The organism is Peptoniphilus indolicus (assembly GCF_900454665.1).
Lineage (GTDB): Bacteria > Bacillota > Clostridia > Tissierellales > Peptoniphilaceae > Peptoniphilus > Peptoniphilus indolicus.
Genome location: NZ_UGTH01000001.1, coordinates 2204599 through 2218088, shown reverse-complemented (window position 1 = coordinate 2218088; position 13490 = coordinate 2204599). Strand labels below are relative to the sequence as shown.

Genomic DNA, 13490 nt, shown 5'->3' with positions numbered 1-13490 from the left:
TGATAATAATCAGCTTTTTTTGCAACCTTATATTCTCTAAGAGTGATTCCTTTTAGTATAGGAATTGTGTTTATTTATTTTCTTTCATTTTAGGCTATACAATTTTAATGAATACAGCCATATTTAGTTATCCGGTGAAACTTCGTAAAAATAATAAAGTTATAGAAAGTATCGCCTTAGATAGTAGTTTTAATAGACATAGAAAATTAAATAAGATTGTAGTAAATTCAAATACCATAAGTGCTTTATACTGATGTATGTATTTAGCATATTTTTACTTTCCTACTGGGCAGTGTTTTAGATAAAGATATAGAAAAACCATATATTTATGACGCTTTAGTTGTTGGTGATAAGATAGAAGATTTAAAAGATTTGAATATAGACGCAAATAAAGTAGAAAAATCAGTAATATTTCCATCTTACACAGTACAACTAGGTATTACTGAATATAATGTAACCTCTGAATCTTTTATAATAAGATACTTGATGAAAAATTACATTTAAATAATGGACATGGGAAATTGATTGAAACAACATTAAATAATGACAATTGGATTGTTTATGAGGGAGAAAAACAGAATTTTCATATAAGTAGTGGCGAAAAAAATAAAGACATATTAATAAATTCCTTAGATGGTAGATATGTGTTTAGAGGATTAGTTGAATGGAACGATTGGGTAATATTGTCAGATGAAGACTTCAAAGAATTGACTCCAGAAAATGTAGATGACATTCATTATTCAGAATTGATTAGATATAATGCCAATTATGGGAGAACATTAAACAATGAAATAAATGACATAGCCAAGAAAAATGATAAAATATCTGTATATTATAAAGATGTAATAGTAAATTTATTGAAAAGTTCTCAAAAGTTAATGGTTATCACAGTTGCTTTAATAGTAATTGAATAAAAGGATTTATTTTATATTTATATAAGATAAAAATTAGAAACGATTTTAATTTTATTTTAGAAAAATATCAATTATTAGATTTACTTGGAATGGGTGGTAGTCGATATAGGTTGTTACGCAAAGAAATATTTTTAATATATTTCAAACCGGCAATAATTACTTATTTAGTAGTTCCATTGATTGCTATTTTTCCTTTTTACATTGATATTGAAACGGAAAAATCACTTGCAAGTTTCTTAGAACTTACAAAGTTTGGAGTTTGTGGTTTTGGAATTATATTAATGTTGTTTATATCATTTGAAATAATTGTCTATTTGAAAATTTCAAAAAATCTTACAAAAAAATTGAAGTTAAAGCGTATTGAGGTGAATGATTAAATGAATGAAATTATTAAAGTTGAAAATTTATGTAAATCATATGGTCAAGGAGAAAAGGGAATTTATTGTCAAAAGGTATTAGATAATTTAAACCTAGACATATATGACAAAGACTTTATAGCTATTATGGGACCATCAGGTAGCGGGAAAAGCACTCTTCTAAAGATAATTGGGCTAATTGATAATAATATAGATTCAGGAGAAGTATTATTTTTCGGAAAAAGTATCAGAAAAATAACTTTTTCTGAAGTTGCAAAACTTAGAAAAAATAAAATAGGATATGTTTTTCAGGATTTTAAAATATTACCGTCAATTACCATATTGGATAATATCATACTACCAAGCCTTATAGCTAAGAAATCTCCAGAGGAATCTAAAAAGAAAGCTTTAAAATATTTAGAAGAATTTGGGTTATATAATATTTATAATAAATACTCTTATGAAATTTCCGGTGGAGAACTACAAAGAGTAGCTATAATTAGATCATTAATGAATGATCCAGACATCATTTTTGCTGATGAGCCTACTGGTAATTTAGATAGTGCAAATACAGAACAGATAATTAGAATGCTAAAATATTTAAATGATAATTTTGGAAAAACAATAGTTATAGTTACACATAATATTGAATTTACTAAATATGTAAAAAATGTTTATATTTTAAAAGAAGGCAAATTATCTCTCAGCCATTAATATATATTTTACTTAAAGCACCATTTTTTATAGTTTATTTAATATAGAGATCTTTATTTCATAAATAAAAGAAATGCCATAGAAAATATTGTAGATAATGATAGATTATATTTTGATTATCAAAAAGCAAAAAATAATCAGGAAAGTTTAGTAGTTATTGTTCAAGGTTTATTGTTAGAATCAGTAAGTTCTAACTAAGCAGAATATAATACCGAAAGTAACAGCACTCGTGCAATAGGATTACTAATATAGGGGAATTATTGTGGACCAAAGCTATAAGTTTATCTGCTTATAGCTTTTTACCTCTCTACTTCCTTTCCATAATAATTTTCATAGTTTTTCCTATACTGAACAAGGTCAGAAAATTGTTCTTTATTCAAAGAATACTCTTGAATAAGGGTGTTCTTTTTTTCTTGCAATTTATCGAGGCTTGATAGTATTTCTTTTGTATTGGGTAGCTTTTTATAATTTTCTAAAATTTCTTTAGCTGCTATTTTATAGACAGAAAGTTCACTATAATACTCCTCTGCAAATTGTTTATCATCAGGATTTTTCTTGTGGTATTTATAGATTTCACGATATTTATTTATAGTATTTATATTTTCCATATCTTGGGATAAACTTTTCATCTCAGTTTCAATTTTCTTTATTTTATCTAACAAGTCTTGTCTATCATCAGCAGATTTTTTGATTAGATCATCGAGTTGGGTAATTGAATTAATGCCTTGCTCTCTTAACTTTATTATTGAATCAGCCATTGTTTTGATATTGTGTTTTCTTGCCCAAACTTCATAACCTTTAGAGGACTTAGCCTTTGTATTAGTAGATATATCAATGACATTTCCTACTCTTTTTTTAATAGGATTAGCTTTGTTCATAATAGCTAAATCTATTCTTTCTTTAATTTTATCTTCAGTATAATCTTCTCCTATAGTCTTCGATCTTGTAAATCTTTGCTTATCTTTATGACGAAAAGCAATATGTTTACCAAACTTAATTTCATAATCAAGATTCTTCATATTTTCTAAAAACTCTTCCCACGATTTAGACTTATTAATCATTCTGTCTATATCAAATTGCAGTTTAGACTTCCAAGAATTTCCTTTCTTTTTTTGGTCATATTCGTACCAAGATTTACCAGCAGTTTTATATTTTCTTTTGTAAGCTTCATAATATTCATCAATGACTGAAAGCTTATTTTCTTTACATAATTCGTCACTTTGAAACCTGATTTTATGATAAGATTTTTTATTAGATTGGTAGCATTTGCCAGTCTTGTAATTAACATTATTAAGTAGGCTAAGTATCCAACGCCTTGCATTATTTCTAATGTAGGTTTTTAGATACTCGCCCCCAAACCGTACGTACACCTCTCGATGTATACGGCTTTCCATTTATTCTTCATTTGAGTTGTTAATTTTTTCAAAACATTCATTACAAACTACTAGCGTTTTTCTATTAATGCTTTTCATAAAAACATGCCAAGCATATTCATCAGTTAAGTCTTTAAGCTTTTTTACTTGATACACTTTTAGATTATTAGTTTCTTTCCCACACCATTCACACTTATTATTTTTTAATCTTAAACCTAGCGTTGGTTTCTTAAGATAGAACTTTTGCTTATGAATCACATCAGCATTATCATCTTGGGGAAATTCTTTTCTAGCCAAGCTGTCTTTCCAAAGTAAACGAGTTTTGTTGTTACCATTTTTATCTGTATAACTTATACCAAAATCTTTATCATTGCGGTATCTAGTTATAATATCCGTTACCTTTGTCCTATATTTGCAAGCCAATGTTTTATACAGACTGTATTCCATAATATATCTAAATTTATGGAGCTTTGAAGAATTATTTGCGAGTCTGTAGTAGTTACAGAATCCTCTAATTTCTCCGTTATATTGGTCTAATATACTTAAGTCTGTTCTTGATGTTAGCTCTGTTCTTTCTTTAGGAAACCATACTTCTTTTCCATTTAGATTTTTAATTCTTAATGCTCCAAGCTCTGTTAGTTTATTTTGTATTGTTGAAGTTGATAATTCAAGTCTTACATGACCACCAAAATTTCTTGCTTTTATACCTGTTTTTGTCCTTTTTGTATGATTACTTCCAGGAGTTACTCTGATATCAAAACCTAGGAACTTGGCTCTATCTGTTGATTTTGTTACTAGCGTTTTTTCATCAGATAGTTCGAGGTTTAATTCTGATTTGATAAATTGACCAATTTCTTGTTTTACCTTTTCAGCATCTGCCTTAGAACCGATAATGCCAATAATGAAATCATCAGCATATCTAACATATTGTATTCTCTTGAAGTTTTCATCCATAGGATTTAAGCAAGGTATATTGAAATATCTTTTGTTTATTTCTTCAATTTCTGATTTAATATCATCTATTTCAATTTTATTGGTTTTCTTGCTTAACTTATTTTCAAGTCTTTTTCTTCTATCATAGAGAGCTTTATATTCCCTGTTTTGCTTTCTTTTATTGCCTTTATCAAAGCTTTCCTTGTAACTTTTCATATACTTGTCAAATTTATCCAAGTAAATATTTGAAAGTATGGGACTTATTATTGACCCTTGTGGCATTCCACTGTAAGTGTTGTGATATTGGTTTTGTTCCATGTATCCGGCTTTAAGAAACTTTCTTATTAATCTTAGGAATCTTTCATCTTCAATACGCTTGGATAGAATGTCTATCATAATGTTATGGTCTATATTGTCAAAGAAACCTTTAATGTCTCCTTCAACGAACCATTTACATCTTACAAATCTATTTTGAATTTGTCTTAAAGCGGTATGACAACTTCTATTATCTCTAAAGCCATGAGATGTGTCCTCAAAGCTTTCATCATAGATAGAATTTAATAACATTCTACATACTTCCTGTACTAATTTATCGTCAATGCTTGGTATGCCTAATGGTCTTAATTTTCCGTTTTTCTTTGGAATATATACTCTTTTTGTTGGTGTGGGTGAGTAACTTTCATCTTTTAGTGAATCAATGATTTTGTTAATTCTTTCTAAGTTCATTGCACTTATTGTTTGATTATCTACACCTTTAGTCATATTTCCTGTGTTAGCATAAATATTTTGGTATGCTTGCAAGAACAGGTCTGTATTGTAAAGGTTATGATACAATCTTTTGTAAGTGTAGTTTTCTTCTTTTGAATGTTTTCTCAAACTAATCAATACATTGTTGGGATTTCTCATAGTGCCTCTCGCACCTTCCTTTCCTCTGAATTGAATGAATAAACTGCCTTCCTTTACCATGTAAGAGTCGTTATCTCTCTCGGATTACTACGAAGGCTCCGTTACCATATCAGATATTCAGGTTCTTAAAAACCATAGCATTTTGTTGCTTTCTGACTTAGGTAATCTCCATTTAGTATCGAAGTAAAAAGCAATGTTGATTGTCGGATATGCTTTTCGTCCTTTCATGCTTATACAAGCGGATTGAGTTTAAAGTTTTGCCTAATGCATTCATTTTCACTACATAGGTACACTCAACATAACGTATATAGATATCTTTCGTTATGACCACCACAAATGTTCCTCGGACTGGCATTCAATCAGTTTAGATTTTATCCTCATATCAGCTTTAGGTCTCGCCATTCAGTCGTGGAATGATATCTATCCAACTTATGACTTTAATAACGTGCTATTGTCCTCTTTGGATTTCTCCTCTAAGTGAGTTATTGACCTTAGATATTAAAACTACTATTCTACCATTTTGCTAAAATGGATTTACTTCGTACCTTATGGACGCACAAATGATGTGATTGTGAATATGCCCCTTATCTATGTGAGTAGATAAGACAAATTCGTACTCGTCTTTGAGTATCTTTTTACATAGCTCCATACCAATATGGTGAGCCATTTCAGGACTTGTTTCTCCCGGTAAAAAGGATTGAATGAGATGTCTTGCAAGAACGGTTCCTTTTGTTCCTGCGTCATTTCGTGTCCTTAAAAACTGAGTGTGAGCAGTTGCTTCGTGGCATTTATGAGTGCTTACTAAAAGCCGCTCGTCTGTCTTATCTCCATTTACAATGTACTCGATTGCAAGATTAAGAGTCGATTTTATTGGATGTATTTTTGTAATAGCCATAAAAACTAATCACCTCCGGAAGTCCTGTTAAGCAGCAGTGAATGAATTTGCCATAGCTCTTTTGAGAAATGTTTAATTTGTTTTTTCATATCATTTATATCATCCTTATAGATTACACCTGTCGAATTTACTCGCTTTGCAATCTGATTGATGTTGTTTGTTGCATTTGAAAGCAAGCCTTGTAAATCTCGGAAAGGCTCTAAATCCACTTGATAAATTTCCTTTTCTAAAACGCATTTACGGATAAAATGGCTCATGTTTCTACACTTTGCAAGTTTTCTTTTCTCCTCAAAAAGAGCCTTTTCTTCTTCTGTTAGTTTAATTTCAAGTCTTTCATTTCGTATTCTATTTGCCATAGGTAGTTCCTCCTTTGAATGTATTTCGGGGTCTTAGGGTTCTCCCTAACAAGCTAAAAATTGATAAAAAAAGAAGCAGTTCCCAGAGGGCTGCTTCATCAATTTTTTCGTAAGTGTCCGTACACTTACTGTGCTTGCTATTAAAGCTATTAAAGTTATAAGCGTTAAGCGTTTATTAGGTTTTATTAATTATACCGCATTTAAAAAAATTAATAAAGAAGTATAAGCGAAGCTATTGACAATGATTATCAGAGTTGATACAATAATACCGACAAGAGTGTCGGCTTGGAGGTTATTTTTGAAATGAAAATGGAAGCTGATGAAAGAAAAAAGCAGATTAGACAAGCAGCTATTAAAGTCTTTTTGGATAAGGGATTTAGAAATACAGTTATGAATGACATTATGGAAGCTACTGGGCTTTCTAGAGGTGGCTTGTATCATCATTATGGTTCTACGCATGAAATCTTATACGACATTATGATGGAAGGTAATTTAAATAGAAAAGATATTGTTCAAAAATCAAGTTATGACGAAGGATTAATATTAAGTCCACAGTTGTTTTCGAGAATGATTATAGACAAGATACTTGCAGATAGTGATTATGTAAAGCTTTATGTTATGTTTTTATGTGAGTTAAAAGAAAATGATGATCTGAAAGAACTATATGTGAAAATAAAAAAAGAGTCCATACAAGTATTTAAAGAATTGTTTTCTACTTTGTTTAACGAGTTACCTTCTGATGAAATATTTGAATTTATGATTAATATTATGAATTCTGGATTGATGGCTTGCGAAATTTTGAATGCACGTGAGAATTTTGTAAAAAATAAGAAATATCTAACTGAAATTATAGAGACTTATTTTACAAATGTTATGAAAAAAGATGACGAAAGGAGTTAAATTTATGGATCTATTAAAAAAATACATTAAGAGAAATAAAACACCATATTTTATTTCTGTGTTATTTGCAATACTTGGAGTAATTTCAAATCTTTTTGTATATATTATTCTAAGTAAGATGATTATATCATTAATTGATGGTAGCCAAGATTTTCATTACTATATAAATAAAATTTTCTTGATACTTTCATGTCTTATAATCAAAGAAGTGTTTATGTTTTTGTCAACAATGATTTCTCATAAAACAGCCTATCAAATAATACGAGATATAAGAAAAAGTCTTATGGAAAAATTATTTAATATGCCACTAGGAGACATATTGAATGAGTCTACCGGTAAGTTAAAAGACATAATTGTAAATCAAGTTGATAATACTGAAACAACATTGGCTCATATGATTCCTGAGATGACAGCTAATTTAGTCGGACCTATAATATTATTTGTTTACATGTTAATTTTAGATTATAGACTAAGTTTAATATCTTTAATTCCATTAGTTATTGGTGGATTTTTTATGGCAGGGCCGATGAAAAGAATGAAGGTAAAGTTTCCACAAGCAGTTAAAATTGGCCAAGATATGAATAATTCCGTGGTTGAATATATAAATGGAATAGAGGTTATTAAAACATTTAATCAAGGCGAAAAATCTTATAGAAAATACAGGGACAATGTGTATAAAAAGGCAAATTACTATTATAATTGGATGGGAGAAAATACAAGAGACTATGCGATAAGTATGTCTATTGCTCCAGTTGGTATTTTGACAATTATACCATTTGGTTTATATTTCTGTATGAATGGTTCACTAGATGGTGGTGTATTTTTAACATTGATAATTCTTTCTTTTGGGACTATCCAAAATATTATGAGAGTAATGACTTTTGAAGATGATATTGGAAGAATGTCAACTATTTTCGAGGAGATTAAAAATATACTTTATGCGAGAGAACTATCTCATAAAAATGCAAATTTAGATATAAAAAATCATAATATAGAGATGAAAAACGTAGATTTTTCTTATGAAAAAGACAAGCAAGTCCTAAGCAATATAAATTTAAACATAGAAGAAGGAAGTGTGAATGCTTTAGTAGGTGAATCGGGTTCAGGTAAGTCGACTATTGCAAAACTAATTTCAGGATTTTGGGACGTAGATAGTGGTTCTATAAGTATAGGAAATGTAAATATTAAAGATATGTCCCTTGAAAAGCTATCTACTATTATTTCCTATGTAGCACAAGATAATTTTCTTTTTGATATGTCAATTAAAGATAACATCAGGATAGGAAATGAAAATGCCAGTGATGAGGAAATAATTGAGGTATGTAAGAAAGCAGCCTGCCATGATTTTATAATGAACTTGTCAGATGGATATGATACAAGGGTAGGAGAAGCTGGCAAACATTTATCTGGAGGAGAAAGGCAAAGAATATCAATTGCAAGAGCTATGATAAAGAATGCTCCAATAGTTATTTTAGACGAGGCTACCTCTTATATCGATCCTGAAAATGAAGCCTTGATTCAAGATGCAATATCAGAATTGGTCAAAGGGAAAACTCTAATTATAATTGCCCATCGTTTAAAGACAATAACAGATGTAGATAATATATTTGTAATTAAAAATGGAGAACTTGCATGTAAAGGAAGTCATGAAGAGCTTTTGAAGGAATCAAAAGATTATCACGATCTTTGGGAAACTGCCTTGAAAGGAGAAGAAAATGCTTAGTGTTTTTAAAAAAATATGGAATTTTTCTATTGAAGAACAAGTGTATATAAAAAAATCAATCTTTGCTAATTTTTTCGGTTCTATTTTTAATGCTCTACAATTTGCAGCCATTTATTATGCGATTTTTGGGATAGTAAACAAGGATATAAGCTTCAAAACAATAGGAATATCAAGTTTATTTTTATTAATTAGTATAGCCGGAGTAATTATTTCAAAAAATTCCTCTATGCTCAAACAAACACATGCCGGATATTTTATGGCTGGACACAAGAGAATTGAATTAGGTGAAAAAATAAAAAAAGTTCCCATGGGATTCTTCTCAAGTTTAAGTTTAGGAAATTTAACAACTATTGCGACTACTAACTTAGATAATGTAGAGACTTGGGTTCCAACTTTGTGTATTATGGTTTTCGGTGGCATGCTTAATGCTATTGTTTTTATCTTATCCTTATTTTTGTTTTCTTATAAGGTAGGTATTGTAGCAATAGTTGGTTCTATTGTATTTTTAATGATCATTGCTCGTATGCAAAAAAGGTCAAGTAAAAATGCAGATAAGATTCATGAGATTCAGGTATCACTTACCAAAGAAGTCTTATCAACATTACAAGGAATGCAAATTATAAAATCATATAATCTACGAGGAAGTAATAATAAAAAACTTGACAAGAGCTTTGATGGTGCTAGTGAATATTCTTTTGATTTAGAAAAAACTATAATGCCATATAGTTTATTAGCTAAAATCATAATAGCTATAACAATTTGTTTGATGTTGTTTATTTCAATAAAATTATATTTTGTTGAAAATGGTCAAATAGTCAATACTATTATGATACTTATAGCAAGTTTTGTAATATTTGACGGGCTTATTACATCTGGATCTGCTATGGCAATGCTAAGAATGGTTGAGAATGCAATAGATTCTTATTCCTATGTAAATGATATGGAAGATATGGAAGAAGGAGAGGTTTCAGAGCCTATAAAAAATCACAATATAGCCTTTAAAAATATTTCTTTTTCCTATGATGATAGACAAATTTTAAAAAACGTATCAGCTGAGATAAAAGAAAATACCATGACTGCTATTGTAGGACCATCTGGATCTGGCAAGACTACATTTTGTAATCTTATTGCAAGATTTTGGGATATAAACTCTGGAGAAATTTTCATAGGTGGAAAGAATATTAAGGACTATAAGATAGAAAACTTAATGAATTCTATTTCCATGGTATTTCAAGACGTCTATCTCTTTGAAGATACAATTGAAAACAATATAAAATTTGGAAAACAAAATGCAAGCCATGAAGAAGTTGTAGAAGCTGCAAAGAAGGCAAGGTGCCATGAATTTATAGAAGCTTTACCAGAAGGATATGACACTATCATTGGGGAAGGTGGAGCAAGCCTATCTGGTGGAGAAAAACAAAGAATCTCCATAGCCAGAGCCATGCTAAAAGACGCGAACATCATAATCTTTGATGAAGCAACAGCAAATATAGACCCGGAAAATGAAGATAAGCTTAAAGAAGCAATAGAATCATTAACAAAAAATAAGACAGTAATAATGATTGCTCATAGACTAAAGACAATTAGAAATGCTGACCAGATTTTAGTCTTAAAAGATAGAGAAATAGTAGAACGTGGTAATCATGAAGAACTGATCAAAAATAATGGACTTTATTCTGACCTTATCAATGCAAAAGCTAAGGCAGAATCATGGAAATTAAATAATTGATATAAAGAAATATTAAAGTCTTTAAACAGTAAAATTTAGAAAAGAGGATTTATGCCTAATAGCATGAGTCCTCTTTTTATGTTCAAATTAATCATTAAAACTCAAAAATACTATAGAAAAACAAAAAATCTGGTTACCAAAGAGGGCAAATTTCACTTTATAAAGTGAGGGGTATTTTGTCATCTTTCTATAAAAATCAAAATACTTTGAAGTGTGAATACTCTTGAAATTGATTATGTGAGATTAGCATATTTCAAATTTAATTCACTTATCAAGGTAAAAAATTAACTTATATAGGAGGTTAAAATGCAAGCAATAAAGATTTATAGTATGAGAGTTGCTATGTTATGTAGGCTTTATGATCTTAGATTAATTAATGAGAAGGAATATACAAAAATTAAGAACAGGTTAGAAAATGATTATAAGAAGATGAATAGAAAGTAATTAATCTTGCGATATAATAACACTGTAGAAAGATACAAAATGGGAAGGAGGTAAAATGAATACTAAAGTAAAATTAATTAAAGCTTCAAATACAGGAGCTAGAAATAGAAATGCACTAGATATAGATTTAAAACGAGTTGCAGCATATTGTCGAGTAAGTACAGATAGTAAAGACCAACTTGAATCATATAAATCGCAAGTTGATTATTATACGAATCTAATAAAAAATAATAAAAACTGGACTTTGGCTGGTATATACGCAGATGAAGCAACAACAGGAACAACTGCTACTAAAAGAGCAGATTTCATGAGACTAATAAGCGATTGTCAAAATGGAGATATATACATGATAATCACTAAATCTATATCAAGATTTGTTAGAAATACATTAGATACTTTGACAATGGATGGAGAGCTATTACTAACAATATTAAGTTCAGTAGCTCAACAAGAAGTAGAAAATACCTCAGCCCATGTAAAAAAAGGACTAAAAATGAAAATGGAAAAGGGGGAGCTTATTGGTTTTCAAGGTTGCCTTGGATACGACTATGATCCTACAACAAAAAGCATCTCTATAAATGAAGAAGAAGCTAAGATTGTTAGATACATCTTTAAAAGATATTTAGAGGGCAATGGCGGCTCAGTCATTGGCAGGGAACTAGAAGAGCAAGGATATCTCACCCCTAGAGGTAAAACAAAATGGTCTGACACTACAGTGTTAGGAATAATTAAAAATGAAAAGTATATTGGAGATATACTAATGGGAAAGACCTTCACAGTTGATCCCATAACAAAAAGAAGACTAGCAAACTTTGGTGAATCTGATAAATATCATATTGAAAATCATCATGAGCCAATTATATCAAGAGAAGACTTTGAAAAGGCACAGGAGATTAGACTCAGGAGAGCACAAAACAGAAACACTATTGCTAACAAGGATAGAAAAAGAGAAAAACTATCAAGACAATACGCTTTTTCAAGTATGCTGGAATGTGGATTTTGTGGTGAAATACTTTCAAGAAGAACATGGCACACTAGTTCAATTTATAAAAAAATTAACTGGCAATGTGTAAGGTCAACTAAAAAAGGTAAAAAATATTGCCCTCATTCAAAAGGAATACAAGAAGCAGCAATAGAAAAAACATTTGTTGAAAGCTATAGGCAATTATGCCATGCAGATTCAACAGTAATAGATGACTTTTTAAAAATTGTTGAAGAAGAAATAAATGATAATACTTTAGTCAGAGATTTGAAAAAGATAGAAAACCAATTAAATAGAATCATTAGCCAAGAAAGAAAGTTAGTTGATCTTCATTTAGAAGACAGTATAGACGAAGAAGTTTATGCTAAAAAATATAAAAAACTGATAAAACAAAAAGAAGAATTACTCGATGAAAAGAAAACCCTAGAGCTAACAATAAAAGATGAAAACTTTATTAAAGAAAGACTAAAGTAATTTAAAAAGGTCTTAGAAAACAAAGGAATTATAGAAGAATTTAACAGAACAGTATTTGAAAGCATAGTTGATAAAGTCGTGGTTGGAAGAATTGACAAAGACGGAACAGTCCACCCATATGACCTGACATTCTACTTCAAAACAGGAATTAAAGATAATCAAGATTCTAATAACTTTAAAGATAAAAGAAAAAATGCTAAAGACAATGACATTAATAAATTGTGCTCCTACAAGAATGACGAGGATAAAAAATTATGTTCCCAAGCAAAAGACAACGCACCGTGAGTCTGTTGTTTTGATGACAAGGGTTGCGCAAACTAAGTAAATAAAATACCAAAAATTTAGAAATTATTTTTCATCTGTAACAGGCATTAGCCCGTTTAAACTTAATGCCGATATGGTAACTGATGAGAGAAAAATAAAGAAGGATAACGATATAAAATTTACGATCCAAGATATGATTAAAATATATTATGGAGAGTCAGATTACGCCAAATATGATAATTTGGATTGTCAATGGAATCAATTTCTAAAAGAATTTTGTACGGATGAATGCAGTAATAATTATTCTAATAAGTTGAAAGTTTCAGCTATCCTTTGGAAAAAAGTTAGGGAATCAAAGAATGAAAAGTTTTTTAAACAACTTCTGAATTAATATATATACAAAATAGATGAGTATCATAATAAACAATTTTCAATTTGTAAAGGATAGAAAGCTTGAAAATAGCGAGAGGAAACTGTGTGAAGAAATATATTATTAGTTTGAAAAATCTGATTCGCAATTATCAAAA

10 protein-coding genes and 4 pseudogenes are annotated in these 13490 nt (G+C 29.6%); 10 read left to right on the top strand and 4 right to left on the bottom strand.

Translation table 11 applies throughout. The annotated features are described in order from the left end of the window. Positions 1–372 precede the first annotated feature (372 nt). The 4 genes from DYE58_RS11595 (at position 373) to DYE58_RS10780 (ending at position 1984) form a co-directional block, all read left to right on the top strand. The gene (locus DYE58_RS11595) at positions 373–504 is read left to right on the top strand and encodes a hypothetical protein (protein ID WP_281269838.1); all 132 of its coding nucleotides are present in this window, start codon (positions 373–375) and stop codon (positions 502–504) included. 17 nt (positions 505–521) lie between these two features. Further along, complete coding sequence (locus DYE58_RS10790) at positions 522–914, top strand: hypothetical protein (protein WP_115312314.1); 393 nt, start codon at positions 522–524, stop codon at positions 912–914. A gap of 110 nt (positions 915–1024) precedes the next feature. Beyond that, the gene (locus DYE58_RS10785) at positions 1025–1291 is read left to right on the top strand and encodes a hypothetical protein (RefSeq protein WP_115312313.1); all 267 of its coding nucleotides are present in this window, start codon (positions 1025–1027) and stop codon (positions 1289–1291) included. Beyond that, positions 1292–1984, top strand: a complete 693-nt coding sequence (locus DYE58_RS10780; RefSeq protein WP_115312293.1) for an ABC transporter ATP-binding protein — start codon at positions 1292–1294, stop codon at positions 1982–1984. 299 nt (positions 1985–2283) lie between these two features. Here DYE58_RS10780 and DYE58_RS10775 read toward each other — a convergent pair. The 4 genes and pseudogenes from DYE58_RS10775 to DYE58_RS10760 form a co-directional block, all read right to left on the bottom strand. Beyond that, a pseudogene (locus tag DYE58_RS10775) lies at positions 2284–3282 on the bottom strand (relaxase family protein); the annotation flags it as partial. Positions 3283–3378: 96 nt separating this feature from the next. Beyond that, entirely contained in the window at positions 3379–5256 is a 1878-nt protein-coding gene (ltrA, locus tag DYE58_RS10770; RefSeq protein WP_115312291.1) for a group II intron reverse transcriptase/maturase, read from the bottom strand. Positions 5257–5734: 478 nt separating this feature from the next. Next, positions 5735–6091 (bottom strand): annotated as a pseudogene (locus DYE58_RS10765) (relaxase/mobilization nuclease domain-containing protein); the annotation flags it as partial. A 5-nt stretch (positions 6092–6096) separates the two neighbouring features. Next, complete coding sequence (locus DYE58_RS10760; protein WP_115312290.1) at positions 6097–6447, bottom strand: plasmid mobilization protein; 351 nt, start codon at positions 6445–6447, stop codon at positions 6097–6099. Between the two features lie 303 nt (positions 6448–6750). Here DYE58_RS10760 and DYE58_RS10755 point away from each other — a divergent pair, with 303 nt between their 5' ends. The 6 genes and pseudogenes from DYE58_RS10755 to DYE58_RS10735 all read left to right on the top strand — a co-directional run. Then, a complete protein-coding gene (locus tag DYE58_RS10755; protein WP_115312312.1) occupies positions 6751–7347 on the top strand; it encodes a TetR/AcrR family transcriptional regulator in 597 nt (198 codons plus the stop codon). Positions 7348–7351: 4 nt separating this feature from the next. Continuing rightward, the gene (locus DYE58_RS10750) at positions 7352–9070 is read left to right on the top strand and encodes an ABC transporter ATP-binding protein (RefSeq protein WP_115312311.1); all 1719 of its coding nucleotides are present in this window, start codon (positions 7352–7354) and stop codon (positions 9068–9070) included. Beyond that, positions 9063–10799: an ABC transporter ATP-binding protein gene (locus tag DYE58_RS10745; RefSeq protein WP_004822241.1), complete on the top strand. Its 1737-nt coding sequence runs from the start codon at positions 9063–9065 to the stop codon at positions 10797–10799. Before DYE58_RS10750 ends, DYE58_RS10745 begins: the two co-directional genes overlap by 8 nt. A 306-nt stretch (positions 10800–11105) precedes the next feature. Then, on the top strand, positions 11106–11243 hold the full coding sequence (locus DYE58_RS11100; RefSeq protein ID WP_004822239.1) for a hypothetical protein: 138 nt from the start codon (positions 11106–11108) through the stop codon (positions 11241–11243). Between the two features lie 55 nt (positions 11244–11298). Continuing rightward, positions 11299–12984, top strand: a pseudogene (locus tag DYE58_RS10740) (recombinase family protein). Positions 12985–13039: 55 nt separating this feature from the next. Further along, a pseudogene (locus DYE58_RS10735) lies at positions 13040–13354 on the top strand (hypothetical protein); the annotation flags it as partial. Positions 13355–13490 lie beyond the last annotated feature (136 nt).

Coding starts and splice junctions, on each gene's coding strand:
- DYE58_RS10780 (WP_115312293.1), top strand. CDS start 1,292: ATGAATGAAATTATTAAAGTTGAAAATTTATGTAAATCATATGGTCAA.
- ltrA (WP_115312291.1), bottom strand. CDS start 5,256: ATGGTAAAGGAAGGCAGTTTATTCATTCAATTCAGAGGAAAGGAAGGT.
- DYE58_RS10760 (WP_115312290.1), bottom strand. CDS start 6,447: ATGGCAAATAGAATACGAAATGAAAGACTTGAAATTAAACTAACAGAA.
- DYE58_RS10755 (WP_115312312.1), top strand. CDS start 6,751: ATGAAAATGGAAGCTGATGAAAGAAAAAAGCAGATTAGACAAGCAGCT.
- DYE58_RS10750 (WP_115312311.1), top strand. CDS start 7,352: ATGGATCTATTAAAAAAATACATTAAGAGAAATAAAACACCATATTTT.
- DYE58_RS10745 (WP_004822241.1), top strand. CDS start 9,063: ATGCTTAGTGTTTTTAAAAAAATATGGAATTTTTCTATTGAAGAACAA.
- DYE58_RS11100 (WP_004822239.1), top strand. CDS start 11,106: ATGCAAGCAATAAAGATTTATAGTATGAGAGTTGCTATGTTATGTAGG.